The sequence below is a fragment of the Bradyrhizobium sp. 134 genome (assembly GCF_023074155.1).
Lineage (GTDB): Bacteria > Pseudomonadota > Alphaproteobacteria > Rhizobiales > Xanthobacteraceae > Bradyrhizobium.
Map to the genome: position 1 here is coordinate 288,446 of NZ_JADPKX010000053.1, position 21,155 is coordinate 309,600.

The 21,155-nt window shown below is 63.3% G+C and carries 22 protein-coding genes; 10 read left to right on the forward strand and 12 right to left on the reverse strand.

The window, feature by feature from the left end; all coding sequences use genetic code 11:
- Positions 1-30 precede the first annotated feature (30 nt).
- Positions 31-717, forward strand: a complete 687-nt coding sequence (locus IVA75_RS22150) for a DJ-1/PfpI family protein (RefSeq protein WP_027569818.1) — start codon at positions 31-33, stop codon at positions 715-717.
- 413 nt (positions 718-1,130) lie between these two features.
- On the opposite strand, the gene IVA75_RS22155 is transcribed toward IVA75_RS22150, so the two are convergent.
- Positions 1,131-1,538, reverse strand: a complete 408-nt coding sequence (locus IVA75_RS22155; RefSeq protein ID WP_027569817.1) for an NADH:ubiquinone oxidoreductase subunit NDUFA12 — start codon at positions 1,536-1,538, stop codon at positions 1,131-1,133.
- 248 nt (positions 1,539-1,786) lie between these two features.
- Between IVA75_RS22155 and IVA75_RS22160 the strand changes: the two genes are divergently transcribed.
- The 3 genes from IVA75_RS22160 to IVA75_RS22170 all read left to right on the forward strand — a co-directional run bounded on the left by IVA75_RS22160 (position 1,787) and on the right by IVA75_RS22170 (position 5,328).
- Positions 1,787-2,416, forward strand: a complete 630-nt coding sequence (locus IVA75_RS22160; RefSeq protein ID WP_247286246.1) for a BA14K family protein — start codon at positions 1,787-1,789, stop codon at positions 2,414-2,416.
- 240 nt (positions 2,417-2,656) lie between these two features.
- Positions 2,657-3,079, forward strand: coding sequence for a response regulator (locus IVA75_RS22165; protein WP_027569815.1), 423 nt, complete (start codon positions 2,657-2,659; stop codon positions 3,077-3,079).
- A complete protein-coding gene (locus IVA75_RS22170) occupies positions 3,076-5,328 on the forward strand; it encodes a CHASE3 domain-containing protein (RefSeq protein WP_247286248.1) in 2,253 nt (750 codons plus the stop codon). Before IVA75_RS22165 ends, IVA75_RS22170 begins: the two co-directional genes overlap by 4 nt.
- Here IVA75_RS22170 and IVA75_RS22175 read toward each other — a convergent pair.
- Positions 5,325-5,522, reverse strand: a complete 198-nt coding sequence (locus IVA75_RS22175; RefSeq protein WP_247286249.1) for an arginase family protein — start codon at positions 5,520-5,522, stop codon at positions 5,325-5,327. The genes IVA75_RS22170 and IVA75_RS22175 overlap by 4 nt on opposite strands.
- Before the next feature lie 452 nt (positions 5,523-5,974).
- On the opposite strand from IVA75_RS22175, the gene IVA75_RS22180 reads away from it, so the two are divergent.
- Positions 5,975-6,754, forward strand: a complete 780-nt coding sequence (locus IVA75_RS22180; protein ID WP_247286250.1) for an outer membrane beta-barrel protein — start codon at positions 5,975-5,977, stop codon at positions 6,752-6,754.
- Positions 6,755-6,916: 162 nt separating this feature from the next.
- Here the strand turns inward: IVA75_RS22180 and IVA75_RS22185 are convergent, their stop codons facing one another.
- Complete coding sequence (locus IVA75_RS22185) at positions 6,917-7,813, reverse strand: DMT family transporter (protein WP_247286251.1); 897 nt, start codon at positions 7,811-7,813, stop codon at positions 6,917-6,919.
- Positions 7,814-8,591: 778 nt separating this feature from the next.
- Between IVA75_RS22185 and IVA75_RS22190 the strand changes: the two genes are divergently transcribed.
- The 3 genes from IVA75_RS22190 to IVA75_RS22200 all read left to right on the forward strand — a co-directional run bounded on the left by IVA75_RS22190 (position 8,592) and on the right by IVA75_RS22200 (position 13,925).
- Positions 8,592-12,356 (forward strand): vitamin B12-dependent ribonucleotide reductase, encoded by a 3,765-nt coding sequence (locus IVA75_RS22190; RefSeq protein ID WP_247286252.1) that lies wholly within the window; start codon positions 8,592-8,594, stop codon positions 12,354-12,356.
- An 83-nt stretch (positions 12,357-12,439) separates the two neighbouring features.
- Positions 12,440-13,165 carry a hypothetical protein gene (locus tag IVA75_RS22195; RefSeq protein ID WP_247286253.1) on the forward strand — a complete coding sequence of 242 codons (726 nt, stop codon included), beginning with the start codon at positions 12,440-12,442 and terminating at the stop codon, positions 13,163-13,165.
- A gap of 244 nt (positions 13,166-13,409) precedes the next feature.
- Positions 13,410-13,925: a ParB N-terminal domain-containing protein gene (locus IVA75_RS22200; protein ID WP_247286254.1), complete on the forward strand. Its 516-nt coding sequence runs from the start codon at positions 13,410-13,412 to the stop codon at positions 13,923-13,925.
- 187 nt (positions 13,926-14,112) lie between these two features.
- On the opposite strand, the gene IVA75_RS22205 is transcribed toward IVA75_RS22200, so the two are convergent.
- Both IVA75_RS22205 and IVA75_RS22210 read right to left on the reverse strand, forming a co-directional pair.
- A complete protein-coding gene (locus IVA75_RS22205) occupies positions 14,113-14,676 on the reverse strand; it encodes a type 1 glutamine amidotransferase domain-containing protein (protein WP_247286255.1) in 564 nt (187 codons plus the stop codon).
- 107 nt (positions 14,677-14,783) lie between these two features.
- Positions 14,784-15,080: an HdeA/HdeB family chaperone gene (locus IVA75_RS22210; RefSeq protein ID WP_245287862.1), complete on the reverse strand. Its 297-nt coding sequence runs from the start codon at positions 15,078-15,080 to the stop codon at positions 14,784-14,786.
- 220 nt (positions 15,081-15,300) lie between these two features.
- On the opposite strand from IVA75_RS22210, the gene IVA75_RS22215 reads away from it, so the two are divergent.
- Positions 15,301-16,380: a hypothetical protein gene (locus tag IVA75_RS22215; protein WP_247286256.1), complete on the forward strand. Its 1,080-nt coding sequence runs from the start codon at positions 15,301-15,303 to the stop codon at positions 16,378-16,380.
- A 74-nt stretch (positions 16,381-16,454) separates the two neighbouring features.
- Here the strand turns inward: IVA75_RS22215 and IVA75_RS22220 are convergent, their stop codons facing one another.
- From IVA75_RS22220 to IVA75_RS22235, 4 genes are all read right to left on the reverse strand, one after another.
- A complete protein-coding gene (locus IVA75_RS22220; RefSeq protein WP_247286257.1) occupies positions 16,455-16,682 on the reverse strand; it encodes a hypothetical protein in 228 nt (75 codons plus the stop codon).
- Positions 16,683-16,820: 138 nt separating this feature from the next.
- Positions 16,821-17,039 (reverse strand): hypothetical protein, encoded by a 219-nt coding sequence (locus IVA75_RS22225; protein ID WP_247286259.1) that lies wholly within the window; start codon positions 17,037-17,039, stop codon positions 16,821-16,823.
- On the reverse strand, positions 17,033-17,251 hold the full coding sequence (locus IVA75_RS22230) for a hypothetical protein (protein ID WP_247286260.1): 219 nt from the start codon (positions 17,249-17,251) through the stop codon (positions 17,033-17,035). Before IVA75_RS22230 ends, IVA75_RS22225 begins: the two co-directional genes overlap by 7 nt.
- Before the next feature lie 319 nt (positions 17,252-17,570).
- Complete coding sequence (locus IVA75_RS22235; RefSeq protein ID WP_247286262.1) at positions 17,571-18,578, reverse strand: acyl-CoA desaturase; 1,008 nt, start codon at positions 18,576-18,578, stop codon at positions 17,571-17,573.
- A gap of 204 nt (positions 18,579-18,782) precedes the next feature.
- On the opposite strand from IVA75_RS22235, the gene IVA75_RS22240 reads away from it, so the two are divergent.
- A complete protein-coding gene (locus IVA75_RS22240; protein ID WP_027569798.1) occupies positions 18,783-19,580 on the forward strand; it encodes a hypothetical protein in 798 nt (265 codons plus the stop codon).
- A 12-nt stretch (positions 19,581-19,592) separates the two neighbouring features.
- On the opposite strand, the gene IVA75_RS22245 is transcribed toward IVA75_RS22240, so the two are convergent.
- From IVA75_RS22245 to IVA75_RS22255, 3 genes are all read right to left on the reverse strand, one after another.
- A complete protein-coding gene (locus IVA75_RS22245; protein ID WP_245287861.1) occupies positions 19,593-19,997 on the reverse strand; it encodes a hypothetical protein in 405 nt (134 codons plus the stop codon).
- On the reverse strand, positions 19,994-20,287 hold the full coding sequence (locus IVA75_RS22250) for a (2Fe-2S) ferredoxin domain-containing protein (RefSeq protein WP_035962697.1): 294 nt from the start codon (positions 20,285-20,287) through the stop codon (positions 19,994-19,996). Before IVA75_RS22250 ends, IVA75_RS22245 begins: the two co-directional genes overlap by 4 nt.
- 136 nt (positions 20,288-20,423) lie before the next feature.
- Positions 20,424-21,077 (reverse strand): cell envelope biogenesis protein TolA, encoded by a 654-nt coding sequence (locus tag IVA75_RS22255; RefSeq protein ID WP_247286265.1) that lies wholly within the window; start codon positions 21,075-21,077, stop codon positions 20,424-20,426.
- Positions 21,078-21,155 lie beyond the last annotated feature (78 nt).

Consider the following 21,155-nt stretch of genomic DNA (forward strand, 5'->3'; position numbering starts at 1 on the left):
CTTCCGTCAAGCTCATAATTGGAGGCTCTCATGTCGTCCCCGCTCCAGATCGGTCTCCTGGTGTTTCCGCGCGTCACCCAGCTCGATTTTACGGGCCCCTTGCAGGTGTTCTCCTCCGTGCCGGGCGCGAAATTGCATTTGATCTGGAAACGGATCGAGCCGGTGCCGAGCGATTCCGTGCTGACGCTGACCCCGACCACGACCTTCGCCGACTGCCCGCAGCTCGACGTGATCTGCGTGCCCGGCGGCGGCGGCACCAACGACCTGCTCAATGACGAGGAGGTGCTCGGTTTCCTGCGCCGGCAGGCCGAGGGCGCCAAATACGTCACCTCGGTCTGCACGGGATCGCTGGCGCTCGGCGCCGCCGGCCTCCTGAAGGGCTACCGCGCCGCCACGCATTGGAGCGCGATGGAGATGCTCGCTCAGTTCGGCGCGACGCCGACCAAGACGCGCGTCTGCGTCGACCGCAACCGCATCACCGGCGGCGGCGTCACCGCGGGAATCGATTTCGCGCTGACCCTGGTGTCGATCATGGTCGATCGCACCACCGCGGAGGCGATCCAGCTCCAACTCGAATATAATCCGGCCCCGCCGTTCAATGCAGGCTCGCCCGACACCGCACCCGCCGAGGTGCTGACATTGCTGAAAGAGCGTGGCGCGCAGGGTCAGGCGCGGCGGCTAGAGGCGGTGAAGCGCGCGGCTGAGCGGATGACCTAGTCTCCGCTCTCGTGTCCCGGGCGCGCTGCAGCGCGTAGCGGTGCTGCGCACGGACGCGACATCCAGTTGTGCCTCCATGAAAGAAAAAGGCCGCCCGGTTTCCCGAGCGGCCTTTCCTGTCTTACGGCGGCTGCACATTTCATCGGGCGATTTCGGAGCTTCCAGACCGGGGGCCTATCTCCCGATCGAGTCCTGGTCGGCGGCCGCTGCATTTCGGGACAGTCGCGAACTGTTGCCCGAACCGAACGCGATGGTCTCCCATCTCCGTAAGATGCGACCATTGAGCCGCATCGCCCGCGTGGCTGCAATGCCCGCGCAGGACTCATCCCCGCTGTTCCCGCTGTCCACAGCAGAGCGAGGCGGATGCGGGTGCATCCACTCCAACGACAAGGGTTGAGACGGGAATCGGAAGCCTAGCTGGGCGTCCAGGGCTGATAGTCGCCGGTCGCCTTGGGCCGCTTGCCGCTGGCGAGCGTCGAGCCCGAGGGACGGTAGGCGTTGGCCGTGCCGGTGAGATTGGGCTGGTGCGGCTTTTCCCACTCGCGCGGCTGGTAGTTGTCCTGCGTCGGCGGCACGTCGACGGTGTGATGCATCCAGCCGTGCCAGGACGGCGGGATACGGCTGGCCTCGGCGTAGCCGTTATAGACCACCCAGCGCCGCTCGAAGCCGAGGGCCGGATCGATCGCCCCGCCGCGGGTGCGATAATAGAGGTTGCCCTGCTCGTCCTGGCCGACCAGCTCGCCATAGCGCCTGGTCCAGAGTTGGGTGCCAAACGTCTGGCCATTCCACCAGGTGAAGAACTTGAGGAAGAATTGTTTCATGCGGCAAGGGCCCTGCTTCGTCGGGTCCTGATGCCATCCGGACGGCGAAATGTCCAGTTCGGCGGGGGCGGCGGTGCCCTGCTGCAGATGCGGTCGCCGGGCACACGGACTCTGCCGCAAATCGGACGCGATCCGTTCATGCCGGATACAGCGTCGCCATGAAAACTTGTCCACGCACGCAAACCGCCGTGATCCCAGGAACTACAGCCCTTTCATCGGGTTTGCTTCCGGGAAAAGGAGTTTTGATCATGAGAAGTCTGAAAGTCTTGAGCGCGGCTGCGGCCGTGGCGCTGGTTCTCCCGTTGGCGACGCCAAGCTTCGCGCAAGGTCGCGGCGGACATGGCGGTGGCGGCGGTGGCCATTTCGGCGGAGGTGGCGGTGCTCACTTCGGCGGCGGCGGCGGTGGCGCTCACTTTGGCGGTGGGGGCGCCCGCATGGGCGGCGGCAACTTCAGCGGCGCGAGGATCGGTGGCGGCGGTGGCAATTTCGCAGCAGGTGCAGCCATGCGTCCCAGCGGCGGAGCTGCCTTCAACGGCGGCGGCGGGCGCAGCTTCGCAGCAGCCGGGGGTCAGCACTGGAATGGCGGCGGCGGTCATTGGCACGGCGGCGGCTGGCGCCATCGCGGCGGCGGCTTCTGGCCCGGTGTCGCGGCAGGCGCCGCGATCGGCGGCCTCGGCTCGTACGCCTATTACGGCGGCGGCTATTACAACGACCCCTACTACTATGGCGACGACAGCTATTATGATGAGCCGTCAGTAGCCGTGGTCCCAGATAGCGGCGGCGACTCCGCGGGCTACTGCGCGCAGCGCTACAAGTCCTACGATCCGGCGTCCGGCACTTATCTCGGCTATGACGGCCAGCGTCATCCCTGCCCGTAACACGACCTGCAACACGTGAAGAAGAAGGCGTCGCAGCGATGCGGCGCCTTTTTCGCATTCGGGCGCCTCACCTGTTTCGCTCGCCTCATGTTCGCCATCGGTGACTGTCGCATACAACCGATGCGCGGACCTTTATTCACCGCACCGTGCATACCTACCCTTATCCAATCCCAAATTGACCCGACGCGCGATTCACCTGTATCAACTTGGCTATGGGGACTTCGATGACTGGGAAGTGTCATGCCGCGTATTCTCGTGGTCGATGACGATCCGATGGTCGGTGCGACCATCGAGGTCCTCCTCCAACGTCAGGGCTTCGACGTCACGTTGACTGACGGCGGAGAAACGGGTTTGGCTGCGCTCGAAACCCAGAGTTTCGACGTGATGCTGGTCGACATCTTCATGCCGCATATGCGCGGCTTCGAGTCCATTCGCATCTTTCACGAGCGCGCGCCGGCGGTTCCGCTGATCGCAATGTCCGGCTACGCCTTCGCCTCATCCGCCTCGCCCTCTCCCGACTTCCTCCGGATGGCGCTGGAGCTTGGCGCGACCCGCTGCCTGCGCAAGCCGTTCACGCCGGACGCGCTGCTGACCACGATCCGGGAATGCATCGCCGCGCCGGGCGATGGCTCGCAGCCGAAGGACAAGAAAGAAGCCCCTTGATCCCAACGCAGCGCGTCATTCTCGGTGCTGGACTTGCCATCCTCCTGATCATCACCGCAGCCTCGATCGGCCTCGACGTCAAGTCGCGGTCCGACGCGGCCTGGGTCAATCACACCGTCCAGGTGCTGAAGAAGATCTCCGACCTGCGCGTGCTGATGCGCAGTGCCGAGAGCGCCGCACGCGGCTACGAGATCTATCGCAACCCGAGCTTCAGCGAGGAATTCCAGGCGGTGCACGCCCGGATCGCACCGGCACTCGCCGACCTCAAGCGCAGCGTGCGCGACACTCCGGAACATGTCGCGCTGCTCGAGGGCACCGAGCCGCTGGCGCTGCGCCGGATCGAGATCGCCGCCGAAGTGATGCGCCTGCGCGCCGGAAACGACCAGGCCGGCATTGCCGCGCTCCAGGGCAAGGGCGAGGGCCGTGGCCTCATGGACACGGTGATGGGCAATTTCGATCATCTGAGCGCAGAAGAAGAACGATTGCTCGCGGCGCGCTCCCAGGATTCGCGCCGCACCGGCATCGTGCTGCTCGGCATCGACGTCGCCGGGGCGCTGGTGATCCTGCTGCTGGTCGTGATGATGATGCGCAAGAGCCGGCGCACCGAGGGCGCCCTCAAGAGCACGCTATTGGAGACCACGGCCGCCAACCAGCAGCTCGAGGCCGCAGTGGCCGAGCGCACCGAGCATCTGGTCACCGCGCATGACGAGCTGCGCCTGTCGGTCAACGTGCTCCAGAGCACCTTTCACAGCATGGCGGAAGCGGTGCTGGTCATCGACGCCGAGGGCAACGTCCTTCTGTCCAATCCGGCCGCGGAGCGCATGCTGCTGCACCGGACCGGCATGAACCTGCGCAATCTGCGGGCGCTGTCCAGCGTGCTTCACGGCGACGGCGTCACCCCGCTCAAGCCCGACGAGCTGCCGTCGGCACGCGTGCTGCGCGGCGAGCCGTTCGAGAATATGGAGATGATCGTCCGCCCGCACAGCGGCAATGCTCCCCGCCATCTCATGATCAGCGGCCGGCCGATGCTGGACGGGCAAGGCAACGTCTCCGGCGCGGTGCTGGTCTATCACGACGCGACCATGTCGCGCGAGACCGAGCGGCAATTGTACCAGTCGCAGAAGCTGGATGCCATCGGCAAGCTCACCGGCGGCGTCGCGCACGACTTCAACAACATGCTGACCGTGATCTCCGGCAATACCGAGACGCTGGTGGCAAGCCTGAAGCAGCAGCCCGACCTCCAGCGCGTGGCGCGCCTGATCGACGAGGCCGCCGAACGCTGCGCCGAGCTGATCCAGCATCTGCTCGCCTTCGCACGCAGGCAGCCGCTCCAGCCGCGCAATGTCGAGATCAACGCCGCGGTCGCCGACATCGCGAAACTCCTGCGCCCCACACTCGGCGAGCAGATTGAGATCGAGACCGTGCTCGAACAGGGGCAGATGACCGCGCACATCGATCCGTCCCGCCTCACCAATGCCCTACTCAACATGGCGATCAACGCGCGTGACGCCATGCCGAACGGCGGCAAGCTGCTGCTCGAGGCCCACCGCGTCATGCTCGACCAGGCCTATGCGCAAAACAATCCCGACGTACGGCCCGGCCCTTACGTGATGCTCGCCGTCAGCGACACCGGCACCGGCATGCCGACGGAGGTGCAGCAGCAGGCGTTCGAGCCGTTCTTCACCACCAAGGAGGTCGGCAAGGGAAGCGGCCTCGGCCTTTCCATGGTCTACGGATTCGTCAAGCAGTCCGGCGGCCACATCAAGATCTACAGCGAGGAAGGCCACGGCACCACGATCAAGCTCTATCTGCCGCCGGGCGAAGGCATGGCCGAGGTGGTTCCCACCACGACGCCGCAGGCCGAAGGCGGCGCAGAGACCATTTTCGTGGTCGAGGATGACCCGCTGGTGCGCAACTTCGTCACCGTGCAGCTCCAGAGCCTCGGCTACCAGACCGTCGCCGCGCCCGACGGCAAGGCCGCGCTCGAATTGATCCAGGCCGGCCAGCCGTTCGATCTGCTGTTCACCGACGTCGTCATCCCCGGCGGCATGAGCGGACGCGAGCTCGCCGACAAGGTGGCGACGATCCGCCCCGGAGTGAAGGTACTCTACACCTCCGGCTACACCGACAACGCCATCGTCCACCACGGCAAGCTCGACGACGGCGTCATGCTTCTGACAAAACCCTACCGCCGCAACCAGCTCGCCGAGATGATCAGGAAGGCGCTCGGTGGCGGGGTGGCCGGCTAGCGTTTCTGCTTGGCGACACATCCAATGGCGTTGCAGATGATCCGCGCTGCGCAGATCGCCCCGATATTCTGCAGGTCGCGCTCCGGCACCAATTCGACCAGATCGAGACCGACAATTCTGGCCTTCGAGGCGACGCCCGCGATCAGGTCTATGACGTCGAAATAGGACAGGCCCGCTCTCAGGAGCCGTTGCAACAGGGGTAGCGTGCGTTTACTCCGAACAACATAAGCCATAGCCGCAGCGTAAGAGGCATGTGTTTTCGCGTCTCGATCGCACCTGGCGGTTCCTCGGCCAGGTAGACGAACCCCAGGAGAAACCCGACTGAGCTGCAGCTGAACGTCAGCCACGCTGCCCAGTGCAGTCCGGTTCGATTTTGCGGATCACTCCACGCAATGACATCTGACACCTCGGCTTTTGTGCGTACACCAAGGCCGTCGATCCTTCCTGCCCCGACGGTAGCCCGTCGACAACATAGACTTCTGCAATTGGCCCCATAGCCGACTTGTCGCTCTTCGCACATTTCGCAGTGTTTCGATGCCTACCAATCGTCGCGACAACAGGCGAGTGTGGCTTTCCGGGGACAGTAATTTGCCAGAATAGCGCTACTTTCGGGTCACGATTTCGGATGCGCCATGGGAGAGTGGATATGAAAAAGATCGTGATCTCTATCGCCGCTATAGCAGCATTCACCGGATCAGCTATCGCCGCAGATATGGCTCCTCGTTATGCGAAGGCTCCACCCCCCGCACCTGTCACGGTCTATAACTGGACGGGTTGCTATGTTGGCGGCAACGTCGGCGGTGGTTGGGCCCGGACTGATCAAACCCGAGTGTCGCGACTCGGTGTACTGTTTCCGGCGGACTATGGTTCTAGCGATAACAGCCAGGTCATTGGCGGCGGTCAGATCGGATGCGATTACCAATTTGCTGGAAATTGGGTGGTCGGTATCCAAGGCATGTACGATTATGCTCGCATCGGCAGCTCGCACGCTTTGCCAGCGTTCCCGACCTTTACCTCCGTTAACGAGACCAAAGACGTTTGGACTGTCACGGGCCGCGTCGGCTATTTATTCGTTCCGCAGCTGCTTGGCTATATCAAGGGCGGTGGCGCTTGGACCCGGCAGGACAATATCGTCGTGCAGCCCAGCGGAGCTCTTTCCGAAACGGCTCTGGGTGTGAACCGTTCTGGTTGGACAGTGGGTGGCGGTCTCGAGTGGATGTTCGCTCCGGGCTGGTCGGCTTTTGCCGAGTACAATTATATGGACTTCGGCCGTCGAGACGTTCAGCACATCTCGGCCGTTACCGGCAGTGGCTTCGTGGCGGGACTTCCCTCCGAAGTCATCTCGACTCGGCTGGAGGTATCTACCGCGACGGTCGGCGTAAACTACAAGTTCAACTTCGGCGGTCCGGTCGTCGCCAGGTACTGATCCTTAAGAGCACTGCGAAAGCCCCGGCATCCTCCGGGGCTTTTTTGTGTGCTCAGCATGTCGCCGATCGGTCCATCCGCGACCTCGGAAACCTTCCGCTCGCCGGCCGATGTTGGCGGTAAGCCGGACATCCGCCGGCCAGTCGCTTCCTGAGTACACGCCCTACCGCGTCGCCAGCACCACCGCCGCCAGCGTGAAGATCAGTGCCGCGATCTGCCCTGCCCCCAGCGGCTCGCCGAGCGCAATCGCTGACGCCACCACGCCGATGACAGGCACCGCCATGGTGCCGATCGCGGCGACGGAGGCCGGCAGGCGCGCGAGGGCTGCGAACCAGCTGACATAGGCGATGCAGAACTGCACCACGGTCGAATAGACCAGCAGCCACCATCCGACCGGCGTCACCCGCTCCAGATGCGTGGTCTCGACGGCGAGGCCGATGATGGTGATCGGCAGACAGCCGATCCCGATCTGCCAGGCAGCCGCCGTGATCGGCGGCAGGCGGATGGGGTACTTCTTCGAAAATACCGTGCCGGCGGCGAAGCCGATCGCGCCGCACAGCGCCATGACGATGCCCGGCAGCTTGTCCGCCGTGGCGGCAAAGCCGTTGCCGCCCATGATCGAGGCCAGACCGGCAAAGGCCATCACCAGCGCGATAGTGCGCAACAAGGTCGGCCGCTCGCCGAGCACCGGCCAGGCGATCAGCGAGGCCCAGACCGGCATGGTGTAGGCGATCAGCGCCGCTTCGCTGGCCGGCAGCCACAGCAGCGCCAGACCCATCAGCACCATCCAGCCGGTGACGTTGAGGAGCGCGGCGGTCACGAGGCGCGGCCAGATCTCGCGCGGGACGCTGAGGCTGTCAGCGCGGATCAGCGCCAGCGCCGCTAGCAGCACCGCGCCCAGCACGCCGGTGACCCCACGCAGGGTCAGCGGCGGCAGCTCGGAGAGCAGGAATTTCGTCACCGGCCAGTTGAAGCCCCAGCCCACCGAGGTGATGGCGAGGAACATCAGGCCGGCCGGGGCGATGCGCGGTCGCAGCACCGGCCGAGTCGAATCAAGCATGTGGGTAGTCCGGCAAAATTTGACGGAGCTTGGCGCGGATTCGCGCCTCCCACCACCACCCCGGCGGGCATGCCTGCCCTCACCTTCCGTAGCCCTACGTGAGTCCCCCGGAGGCAAGCCCGCCATTCAAAAATATACCTGCCCTGTGAACAGCGGGGTGAAGCCTCCGTGGCACCACAAGATGCAAATTTTTTCGGTTGGGAATCCCTGAGGACTCACTGATACTTGGCTCAACAACAGGCGCGGGCCTGCCCCCTGTTATCCCCCACAATCCACCATATTTAGTATTTGATTCAGGAACTCGCACTAGTTCTTGACGGGCGTAACGGAGAGTCCTAGTTTTCGATCCGTTCGGCGCGAGTGTGTTTGCGTCCCGCCGGCACTCCCCCAAAGGGTCTGCAAAACAGCACTCCGCCAAGCCAGACAAAGGCAGCGGGATACGGGCTTGTCTGCCCGGCGAGAGCGGACTTTTCGGGCGCCTGAACGGGCTGGAAACAGGCCCGGATGGCAATGGTTGAAGACGTGCAGTGGTTGAAGACTTGATGTGTGGGGCGTTGAACGCATGTCGGGCTCATCCCTTTGGGGCGGATGGGTCTGGACGTGCCGGCGGATGATCGGTGCGCGCATCGAACAATCGCGTCGGGAGAAAATGGGCTGGGTCTACCGGCTGAGCTGCGATGCCAAGGGGCCCGACCGCCCTCAAGCACCGCGAAATGAAATGATGACCCGGCACGCCTGAACGGAGGCGGTCCGGTCAAAGATAGGACGGGGCAAGACCATGCGGATTGAGCGGCGCCACACCACTTCGGGACAGTCACCTTACGCCGGCATCGATTTCCGGCTGACCACGTCGGAGATCAGGAATCCCGACGGCTCTGTCGTGTTCAAGCTCGAGAACGTCGAGGTGCCGACCGCGTGGTCGCAGGTCGCCTCCGACGTCCTGGCCCAGAAGTACTTCCGCAAGGCCGGCGTTGCCGCGCGCCTGAAGAAGGTCGAGGAAGAGTCCGTTCCCTCCTTCCTGTGGCGCTCCGTGCCCGACACCGAGGCGCTTGCCCTCCTGCCCGAGAAAGAGCGCTATGTCAGCGAGCTCTCGGCCAAGCAGGTGTTCGACCGTCTCGCCGGCTGCTGGACCTATTGGGGCTGGAAGGGCAACTATTTCTCCTCCGACGAGGACGCCCAGACCTTCTACGACGAGCTCCGCTACATGCTGACCATGCAGATGGTCGCGCCAAACTCGCCGCAATGGTTCAACACCGGGCTTCATTGGGCCTATGGCATCGACGGCCCCGGCCAAGGCCATTATTACGTCGACCCCTTCACCGGCAAGCTGACCCGCTCGAAATCCTCCTACGAGCATCCGCAGCCGCACGCCTGCTTCATCCAGGGCGTCGGTGACGACCTCGTCAACGAGGGCGGCATCATGGACCTCTGGGTCCGCGAAGCCCGCCTGTTCAAATACGGCTCCGGCACCGGCTCCAACTTCTCGCGCCTGCGCGGCGAAGGCGAACGCCTCTCCGGCGGCGGCCGCTCGTCCGGCCTGATGAGTTTCCTCAAGATCGGCGACCGCGCCGCGGGCGCGATCAAGTCGGGCGGCACCACGCGCCGCGCGGCCAAGATGGTCGTCGTCGACGTCGATCACCCCGACATCGAGACCTATATCGACTGGAAGGTGAAGGAGGAGCAGAAGGTCGCGGCTCTCGTCACCGGATCCAAGATCAACCAGAAGCACCTCAAGGCCGTGCTCAAGGCCTGCGTCAATTGCGAAGGCTCGGGCGACGATTGCTTCGATCCCGAGAAGAACCCGGCGCTCCGCCGCGAGATCAAGCTGGCCCGTCGCTCGCTCGTGCCCGACAATTACATCAAGCGCGTCATCCAGTTCGCCAAGCAAGGCTACAAGGACATCCAGTTCGACGTCTACGACACCGACTGGGATTCGGAAGCCTATCTCACGGTGTCCGGCCAGAACTCCAACAACTCGGTCTCGCTCAAGGACGACTTCCTGCGCGCGGTCGAGACCGACGGCGACTGGAATCTCGTCGGACGCACCACCAAGAAGATCACCAAGACGCTGAAGGCGCGCGACCTCTGGGAAAAAATCGGTTACGCCGCCTGGGCGTCGGCCGACCCGGGCCTGCACTTCAACACCACCATGAACGACTGGCACACCTGCAAGGCGTCCGGCGACATCCGCGCCTCCAATCCGTGCTCGGAATACATGTTCCTGGACGACACGGCGTGCAACCTCGCCTCGGCGAACCTGCTGACGTTCTACGACATCCCCTCCAAGCGTTTCGACGTCGAAGGCTACGAGCACCTCTGCCGGCTCTGGACCGTCGTGCTCGAAATCTCGGTGATGATGGCGCAGTTCCCGTCGAAGTCGATCGCCGAGCTCTCCTACGAGTTCCGTACGCTCGGCCTCGGTTATGCCAATATCGGCGGCCTCCTGATGACCATGGGCCTGTCTTATGACTCCAAGGAAGGCCGCGCCATCGCCGGCGCGCTGACCGCGATCATGACCGGCATCACCTACAAGACCTCGGCCGAGATGGCGTCAGAGCTGGGCACCTTCCCGGGCTACAAGAAGAACGCCGCGCACATGCTGCGCGTGATCCGCAACCACCGCCGCGCCGCCCATGGCCAGTCCAACGGCTACGAGGCGCTGAGCGTCAACCCCGTGCCGATGGACCTGGTGTCCTGCCCGCAGACCGACCTGGTCACGCACGCGCAAGCGGCCTGGGATGCGGCGCTCGAGCTCGGCGAGAAGCACGGCTATCGCAACGCCCAGACCACGGTGATCGCGCCGACCGGCACGATCGGCCTGGTCATGGATTGCGACACCACCGGCATCGAGCCTGATTTCGCGCTGGTGAAATTCAAGAAGCTCGCCGGCGGCGGCTACTTCAAGATCATCAACCGCGCGGTCCCCGCAGCACTTCGCGCGCTCGGCTATCGCGAGAGCGAGATCGCGGAGATCGAGGCCTACGCCGTCGGCCACGGCTCGCTCTCCAACGCGCCCGGCATCAACGCCTCGACGCTGAAGGCCAAGGGCTTCACCGATGAAGCCATCGCCAAGGTCGAGAAGGCGCTGCCGACCGCGTTCGACATCAAGTTCGCCTTCAACAAATGGACCTTCGGCGAGGACTTCATCCGCGACCAGCTCGGCATCGGCGCCGAGGCGATCGCGGCCCCCGGCTTCGACCTGCTCCAGGCCGTCGGCTTCACCAAGCGCGAGATCGAGGCGGCCAACGTCCACATCTGCGGCGCGATGACGGTGGAAGGTGCCCCGCACCTCAAGGCCGAGCACTATCCGGTGTTCGACTGCGCCAACCCTTGCGGCAAGGTCGGCAAGCGCTATCTGTCGGTCGAGAGCCACATCCGCATGATGTCGGCGGCGCAGCCCTTCATCTCGGGTGCGATCTCCAAGACCATCAACATGCCGAACGACGCGACCGTGGAGGACTGCAAGTCCGCCTACATGCTGTCGTGGAAGCTGGCACTGAAGGCCAACGCGCTCTACCGCGACGGCTCCAAGCTCAGCCAGCCGCTCAACTCGCAGCTCATCAGCGACGATGAGGACGAGGACGATGCGATCGAGCATCTCTACGACAAGCCGATGGCGGCACGTACCGCCCAGGTCTCGGAAAAGATCGTCGAGAAGCTGGTCGAGCGCATCATCGTGATGCGCGAGCGCGAGAAGATGCCGGATCGTCGCAAGGGCTACACCCAGAAGGCGGTCGTCGGCGGACACAAGGTCTACTTGCGCACCGGCGAATATGACGACGGCCGCATCGGCGAGATCTTCATCGACATGCACAAGGAAGGCGCGGCACTGCGCTCCTTCATCAACAACTTCGCCATCGCGGTGTCGCTGGGCCTCCAGTACGGCGTGCCGCTCGACGAATATGTCGACGCCTTCACCTTCACCCGCTTCGAGCCGGCGGGCCCCGTGCAGGGCAACGACAGCATCAAGTACGCGACCTCGATCCTCGACTACGTCTTCCGCGAACTGGCGGTGAGCTATCTCAGCCGCTTCGACCTCGCCCATGTCGATCCCAGCGAGACCGGGTTCGACGTGCTCGGCAAGGGCGTCGAGGAAGGCAAGGAGCCCGACGATCACGGCCAGCGCGCCTCCAAGCTGGTGTCGCGCGGCCTCACCCGCTCCCGCACCGACAACCTCGTGGTGATGCGCGGCGGCTCGACCGCGGTCGCGCAAGGCAACGACAGCGCACCATCAGGCGGCAGCAAGGTCACCTCGCTGGCCTCGCACGGCGCAGGCCGTGCCGGCGACGTCCTGGAAGGCGCGGTCGCGCTGAAGCAGGACGTGGCCCACGACCTTTCGCCCACCGAGAAGCTCGAAGCCCTGCAGTGGAGCAAGTCCGGCACCGCGCAGACCATGGTGCCCTCCAAGGCCGAACGCCGCGCGGAAGCCAAGGCCAAGGGCTATGAGGGCGAGATGTGCAGCGAGTGCGGCAACTTCACCCTGGTGCGGAATGGCACGTGCATGAAGTGCGATACTTGCGGCAGCACGACGGGGTGTAGCTAACCATCATCGAAGATTTGGCGATTATCAAGCACGGGCCGCTCGCATGGGCGGCCCGATGCTTCTTATGAGGCTTGGAGGCAACAATGGAGGAAACGGCAAGGTCACTTCTAACATTCGTCGGCTTAATTTTTGGAGCCGGCGGTGGGGTTGCTGTGGTTGCCTATGCGCTGCTTCGTTTCTTCGGCGAGAAATGGATGAACGCCAAGTTCGAAGAACGACTGGCGGCATTCAAACATGCTCAAGGAAAGGAACTGGAAGAGCTGCGTTACAGGATTAACGCGCTCATGGACCGCACCGTAAAACTCCATCAAAAAGAATTTGATGTGATCCCGGAATCGTGGGGCAAGCTCAACACCTCCTACGGGGTAGTCACAGCCATTACTTCTGCATTTCAGCAATATCCAGATCTCGATCGAATAGGCGAACCTCAACTCGACGAATTCCTCCAAGACAGCTTTATGGCCAAATATCAAAAGGAAGAAATTCGTCTTACAGACAAAAAGACCGATTATTATCGGAAGGCCCTCACTTGGCACAAAGTTACCGAAGCGAGAGAGGCATGTCGGGAGTTTCACGTCTATTTTCGCAAGAACGGCATATTCATCCCTGAGCCGATCAAGTCTCAGTTCGTCCAACTTGATAAGCTAACTTACGAAGCACTCATCGAATACGAACTCAATGAACGGGAAGAGATTCGCCCCCGCCTTCGCAAGGCTCACAACGCACTTGCCGAAGCAAAAGACATAATGATCTCACTTGAAAACAACGTTCAGGATAGGCTTTGGAATATGAACAAAGTCGTCGGATGACGACCCCAGGATTCGAGCCTGGATATTTCTAGAGCCAGAAATTGCGGTGACGGTGCACCAAATTCACTCGCTCCATCCTCCCGATCTGCGGCTTTAGCTCGCGTTTGGTGGGTCGTATGTTCCCGGCTTCCATGCTCATCAATACCCTTCCTCCGAATTGCCTTTGCGGTCGAGCCCTTCCCTCCTAAACTCCCGACACCACCGGCTTGGGTTCCGACGGGCCCGGTAAAAGCGGAGTCGAGTTATGCCCAAATCGGAAAGCTTCCCGATCGAGAAGATTTTCGTTCCCACGAAAATCAAGAAAGCCCTCAAGCCCGAGATCGTCGGGGAGATCGCGGAAAGCATGCTGGAGATCGGACAACAGGCCCCCATTTCCGTTCGGCTCGACGGAGACCGCCTCGTTCTGGTCGATGGACTGCATCGGCTCGAAGCCTGCAAGGCGCTCGGCGAGACGACCATTCTCGGTGTCCTGGTCCCGGCCGAGCTTGCTCAACACAAGCCAGGGCTCGCCGAACGACCCGAAGTCGAGGCAGAGCGCCTCAAGATGGCACGGTTGAAGCAGTTGCGCCTGGAGAAGGAAGCCGCTGAGGCATCGACGCCTGCCTTGAGGAGCGTCCACGCAACGGAAGCGCCGCGCACCCGTTCGACCAAAGGCACCCGCGACAATCCAAAGGCACCACCGGGCCGGACCGAGAAATCCAGACCGAAAACATTGTCGGACTGGATCACGCAGCAAAAGGGCAGCGGCAGCCGCTATTGATTGCTGGCTCCAGAATTCTGGCGCGTAAGGTGGGTTAGCGAAGCGTAACCCACCTCTTTTGTTTTCTCCGGCAAGTCGTGGGGGGTACGCCTTCGGCTAACCCACCCTACGAGCTACGAGCCATTTTCATTTCGATAGCGCCACGTGAACCGGGGTTGGATGGCATCGCCTCGCACCGCCACCACCCTTACGCCGCGTTGCTGCGCTGGGTGTGGCGGCCTTCCTTCACCTCTTCGATGATCTTGGCGCTGAAGGCCTTGAGGTCACCCGGGTTGCGCGAGGTGATGATGCCCTGGTCGACGACGACCTCGGAATCCTCCCACTTCGCCCCGGCATTGGCGATGTCGGTCTTGATCGATTTGTAGGAGGTCATCCTGCGGCCCTTCGCGATGCCGGTTTCGACCAGCAGCCAGGGCGCATGGCAGACCGCGGCAACGACCTTCTTGGCATCGAAGACGCTCTTGATGAAGGCCAGCGCCTTGGGCTCGACTCGCAAGAGATCTGGGTTGATCTGGCCGCCGGGCAACACCAGCGCGTCATAATCGCCGGCCTTGGCCTGATCGAGGGTCTTGTCGACTTTGACGGGGCGGCCCCAGTCCTTCTCGTCCCAGCCCTTGATCTCGCCGGGCTGCAGCGAAATGATCTCGACGGTCGCTCCGGCCGCCTTGAGGGTATCACGCGGCACTTCGAGCTCCGATTGCTCGAAGCCGTTGGTCGCAAGAATCGCAATCTTTTTCCCGGACAGTTCCATCCATGTCTCCGTTGATCGTGGGGTGATGCTCATCAATCGAATGATTTTGCATTTGGTTCCCAAGCCCAACATTACGGTAAGAGCTCGTCGGGTGGACGAGCGAGGCGCTACTTCGTATTGGCCTCGACCGCATCCAGCAGCGGCATCTCGCGATGCGACTCGCAGAAGCGCGAGAGCTTGTTGCCGTTCTTGTTCAGCGCTTGCGTGTCCACAACGGGATTGTTGCGGCGGCCGGCGTAGAACCCGGCCAGCCAGACGTTCACGGTCTGCATGTGGGTAATGCGCTGGGTGATGTACTGGTCGCAGCTGATCTTGGAAACATCGACCAGCACCTGGGCCTTGGCCGGCACGGCCAGCAGCAGGGCGGCGAAGGCACCAAGGACGATCACTCTTGTCTGAACCATGTTTTCCTTCCGATGAACGTCTGCACGGTGGGTGCGGTCGGGTGCTGCCTGCTTGATCCAGATCAAGGGGCGACACGTTGCATACCCCGCGCCCGGTCCCACCCCGGGCCCGCCATAATTTCTCCTTCGCACGCGCGTTGTGTGGGACAGCGGCGAGACCTATCGTTCCGATTGAACTGCCGCACTCCCATTGACGCCCGACTGGATCAAGAGCGCATCGGTGCCCGAGACGAACGACCCCAAGCCTGACGACCACAAGGCAGACGCGCCCAAAACTGAGGCCCCCAAGCCGGACGTGGGGCGCGCCGATGGCGGGCTGGCGCGGGCCTACGACCGGATCAAGAGCGCGGAGCAAGACCTTGCGCGGCTGGACCGGCTGGTTTCCGGAATGGAACACAGCAGCGAAAGCCCACGGGCCCCGCGAGCAAGCGCCGCCGCGGAGGCTGTCCAGCCTCCCAAAGACGGGATTCCCAAGGAGGAGCCTCCCAAGGACGAGCTTCCCAAGGCCGCGGCGCCGGCGCCGGACAGCCAAGTTCGCGATCAAGGCCTGATGGGAGATCGCCCCATGCTGCGCGCTCTGATCGGCCTCGTGCTGGCAATCGGCGTTCTCGGTGTCGCCTTCGCTTCGCAATATCGCGATGAGGCCAGGTCGATCAGCAGGTCGATCATGGCGCGATGGGCTCCGCCGGTCGCGAAGCCGCCTCCGCCATCCTCCGCTGTCGAAAGTCCGGCGCCACCGCGGGCCATGCAACTGGCTGCCGCGGATGAGCCCGGCACGGTGCCAGCGCCGCCGGTCGCCAAGGACACGGAGAGCAATGCAGGATTTGACGCTTCAAGACCCGATGCCTCGAGATCCGACGCCTCAAGAACCGGCGCCACAACGCCTGACCCGTCGTCGTCTGATCTCGCGCAATCGCTCAAGACCATCAGCAGCGAGCTCGCGAACATCAACGGAAAGCTCGAGCAACTGAAAAGCCGCAGCGAACAGACGCTGCGCGAGCAGGCCGACACCATTCAACAGCTCAAGGCGGCGCAGGAGAAGGATGCGGCGGCCAATGCGCGCCTCGCCGCACAGGTCCAGACGCTGCAAAAGGAGCTGACGAATTCACCCGCATCCGCACCTCCATCCGCGCCTGCATCCGCGAAACCCGCCCCGCGCAGCGTGATCAACAACGATGCCGCTGCGCCTGCACGGCCGCACGCTCAAGCGGCCGCACCTCGGCGGCCCAGGCCGTCGCGAGGGCCCTGGATGCCCCCGCCCTATATGGTCGATCCCTACTACGGCGATCCGGATTGGTGAGCCCGCGGGGCGAATGAGCCGACTTTACGGAGCCGCCGATCGAAGGCGGCCCCGGATGTTGAGTGGGTTTGCGGTTAGCGCCAGCCGCGATGACGGCCCCTGCTCCAGCCATAGTGATGACCGTGGCCGCCACGTCCCATGTGACCGTGGCCGTGTCCATGACCGCCGCGCGCGAGAATCACCGGACTGTCGGAGCCGGCGACCAACGTCTCCGCCGCAACCCGGGGCATGGCCGAAGCGGATAGTGTCGACATTGCCGCGATTGCGCACGCGGCAACGCCGATCAACAAATGACGTATCATGTTGGGGATTCTCCAGGAGCCGCGTGATCGCGGCTGCAGATGTGAATGCTTCCGCGGCCCCAGAGTTCCATCCACGCATCAGGGCACGGCAATCAACGCAAGCACGTCTGCGCCAGCACGCAAGCCTGCGGACCGGCATCAATCACGCGGCGAGATCTGAAGCTCCATCAACGCCATGCGCTCCAGGACAGCGGGGTCTCGCTCGCCCTCCTTCGCCGTGCGAAGGATTGTTTCCGCGATCGACCGGACATGCGCAGAGCTGACCGGGGCCGGCAGTGACGCAACCGCCGTGTCCAGCGCAGTTTTCATGACGCCGATGGTTTCAGGCGTAAAAGATGCATTCGAAAAGTCTAACATGCTGAATCCGATCTGGAGGTCATCACGAGCGTCGCTTGGTTCGAATGGCTGCTGATATGCGCGATCCGGTCGACCAGGGCCGCTAGATGTCGCGGCAATGGGTCGTGCTCGCCGCCAAGCTTGATCCGCAGGCGGTCGCCTATTTCATTGCAGATCGCCAGGCTGGAGCCGCGGTCGATCTGAATGGCATTGCGAACATCGGGGCTGTTCATGAAGGTTTCCGGTTGATACGTACGGAGGACGCTTCGCGCCGAGCCGCTCTCACAACGCGACTGCGGTCTTGTTCAGGCGAGGATCGGAGGTTCGATCTCGCTACGCTCGGGGATCACAGGCTCAACGGCTCCCTTGGGCCAGAGTTCCCTCCGAACACAACTTATGTTTGGATTTCACCGATGGCGTCCAAGCCAACGCGGATAGATGCGGTTTTGGCCCGCGCCTCATGCACGTGGGATGGGTAGGGAATTTGCGAAACCCATCGCGTCAAAATGGCAATTGATGGGCTTCGCTTCCGCTTGACCCATCCTACCTGCTTCAGACCATCGCTTCGGTATCTGCCACTGGACGCTTTCCGTCCTCCGAGTCTCCAGACCGAACAGCCCTGCTTCCCGCCGCGAAAATGTCGTGCACCAATCCGAGCTTCCCCAGCCCGAGAATGATCAGGCCGTTGATATCGATCTCGTACCAGGCGTGCGAAATGTAGGCGTCGCGCGGAAACCGGTGATGGTTGTTGTGGAGGCCTTCACCGAAGGTGAGGATCGTGGTCACGAACTCGTTGGTGGTGCCGTCGTCGAGATCGAAGCGGCGGTAGCCGTAGCGGCCGTCGCTGTGGCAGACCGAATTGACCATCGAGGTGGCCATGGTCATGAGGTAGCTGCGGAACAGGCCGGAGAACAGGATGCAGCCGGTCATCGTGTGCACGCCGCCGAAGGCGTAGCCGATCGCGCCCGGAATGATCACCGCCGAGAGCGCGTACCAGTACCAGCGTGTCCTGGTGAAGAACATCGCGATCGGATCGGCCAGGATATCCTTGGCGTAGTATCCGGCATCGGTGGTGGCCTGGTCCCACACCCAGCCGCCTTGCGCATGCATCATCCCCTTGGCGAATGTGACATAGGGGTTGCCGTCGCCGTCATAGTAAGGGCTGTGGACGTCGCCGGGCTTGTCGGAGTGCAGATGATGCCGGCGATGATTGCTCACCCATTTCAGGATCGAGCCCTGCACCGCCATGGTGGCGATGGCCGCGAACAACGTCCGCATCACCGGACCGCAGCGGAAGCTGCGGTGGACGAAGTAGCGATGCATGAAGCCGATGCCGACCGTGGACAGCGCGAACGTGCCGGCGAAGACCGAAACCTCCACCCAGCCGATGCCTTGCCAGAAGGCCCAGACCAGCGCCGCGATCGAACCGCCGATCATGATGACGAAGGAGATGTAGGAGTCGCGAAACTTGGCCTCGACCACCGGCCCTTCGACCAGCACGCCCGGCGGCATTTTCCGCTCCGCGCCTTCCGCCGACACCACGCTCTCGATTACGGTCATTCCAGCCGATCCATTCACACAAAATTAACCCTGTTGCGGCGCACAGTACAACCTCGGGTTATTTCCATCAAGGATGCGAACTGCCGTGGGAGTACGGACCGGCGGCTTGAAAGGACGCGACCAGAGCGAAAAGAAGCCGGATTTCAAGCCTGGTGGCAGCGTTAACCAGGTGCAAAGCCTCCGCAATGCACTCCCAGAAGACCGATGCCAGGACGAAGCAAGCCCCTCCTCTCTCGCCTTCGCAAGCTCAGGCGACGCGCACGATGGATGCGAAAGACCTTCGCGCGCGCACCGCGGATGGTCCGGATCGCGGGCGGCGTGGCGATGCTGCTTGCGGTCGTCGTGCTCGTGAACATCGCCTATCAAACCATGCGCAAGCCGACCGAGCTGTTCGTCCTTGTCGGCCACGCGCTCGACAAGGATCCACCGGAGACCTGGCGGCAATACGGGCCGCTATTCCGCAAGCATGCCACCGCGACGATCACGCCCGAATTGCTGGCCGCGCTGGCGCAGGTCGAGACATCGGGCAATCCGCTGGCGCGCACCTACTGGCGCTGGCGATGGAGTTTTAATCCGCTCGCGATCTACCGGCCCGCCTCCAGCGCCGTCGGCCTCTTCCAGATGCTGGACGCAGCCTATGCCGACGCCGCGCGGTTCTGCGTTCGTGGCAACGCGGTCACGGAGGCCGGCTGCGGCTCTCCCTTCCTCTATATCCGCGCAATCCCGAGCCACGCCATCGAGCTGGCATCGGTCTATCTCGATCGCAATGTCGCCGATGTGCTCACCCGTGCGGGCGATGTGAAGGCGAGTGCGCGCGAGAGACAGGATCTCGCCGCCTTCATCCATCTCTGCGGCGCCGGCCCCGCCACGGCCTATGCGCGCCGCAAGTTTGCGATGAGCGCCGACGAGCGCTGCGGCGATCACCTCGTCGCGAGCTATGTCGCCAGGGTCAACGTAATGAAGCGGCAGTTTCTGCGGCTTGCGGCGGAGGATGGCGGTTAGGAACGGCGCCCTTCACCACCAATACGGCCACCGCCAGCCCTCGTAGCGGACATACGACGACACCAGCGGCGGGCCGTAGGGGTCGACCCGGTCGTCTTCCGGACGATAACGATAGCGCGGAACGATATTGTAATCCCACGGCGTTGGCCTGAGCACGGGGACATCCACCCTCAGCCGTTGTTCATCCACCACGCGAGCCTTCCGCGTCCGGGCTTCGGCATCCGATATCCCGAGATTGCCCAGCACCAGGGCGGTTCCGAGCGCACACGCGACAGTCATGATCTTCATGCGTTGGTCTCCTTGCCGCCAGAGTGCAAAAGGACGCCAGGCAAGGCAAGCGAATTTGCGATCAAGCTTTGCCGGAATGACCGACGCCGGCCGCTCCGCCGTTTCGGCGCAGCGCAGACCGACCATCATGCGCCGGGCTTGCCATCCAACAGCGCGAGCGCTCGCGGCACCTGATCGCGGTCCGCAACCAGCACATATTCCTGCCGCGCCAGGCTGGCGCCGCTCGCGATCACGATCGATTGCTTCGGGCACAGGCCGAAGCATCCGGTCACGATCAGCTTGGCCGGCTTGGTGCCGTCGCGCTTGTTCGCCTTCAGTTCGGATTTCAGCGCACGCCTGACGTCGCGGCCGTCGTCGCTGCGCTTGAGGCACTTGCGGCAAACCAGGACAGGCGCCGCGCGGCGCGAGCGCACGATCATCGGGCTTTTGGAATTGGGGCTTTTAGAAATCGACGGCTTTTCAGACATGGCAACCTATGTGGGACATCAGTCCATATAGGCATGGAACCGCGACCTCGCCGCCAAGGACGACGACGCGGCGCGCATGGCCGGGCATTTACTCCCGCGCTCGACGCACAGCCTCCGCCAGCTTCATCCTCTGCTTGTCCCACCGGCTCTGCTCCGCCTCGGCGCGTTCGTCGAGTGCAGCGCGCTCCGCTTCGATTGCCTCCGCTCGCGATTCGTGCTCCCGCTTTGCCTCGTCCAGCGCCGCCTGCGCGCTCGCAACCGCCTTGTCGCGGCGCGCGCGCTCCTTGGCGCGAGCGGCCTCCTCCTTGCGGCGCTCGGCTTCCCGCCGCCGCTCTTCCTTCTCGAACGCCGCGGCGGCCTTGCGCGCCTGTTGATCGTCGATCTTGCGGGCTGGTTGCTTTGCAGCCTTTAACGGACGCTTTTCCGGCTTGGACTTTACCTTGGACTTGGCCTTGCGCTTCGGCGTGGCCTCGTCGTCAGCGAGATCGGTCGGCAACTCGGAATGCTCGGTGAACGCCCCGTCCGACCCCACCGGACGCCTGAGCACCACGCCTGGCTTCTCCATCGTCGCGGCGACGATGTCGGGGTCGTCGGTCTCCTTCGCGGCGCCCTGGTGAAACAGATTGGACCGGGCGCCCCAGGCATCCAGCGCCGCCTTCATCGAGGGCGCGGCGATCGCCTGGTCGTAGAAGCCGAGCGAGGTCTGATAGGTCTTCAGTTTTCTTTTTGGTGTCTTCGGCATGTCGCTCCGCAGCTGGCGAGCCACCAGCTTCCAGCGGCGCCATCATGCCATACTGCCCCTGTTTTGCCCGACGAGTCA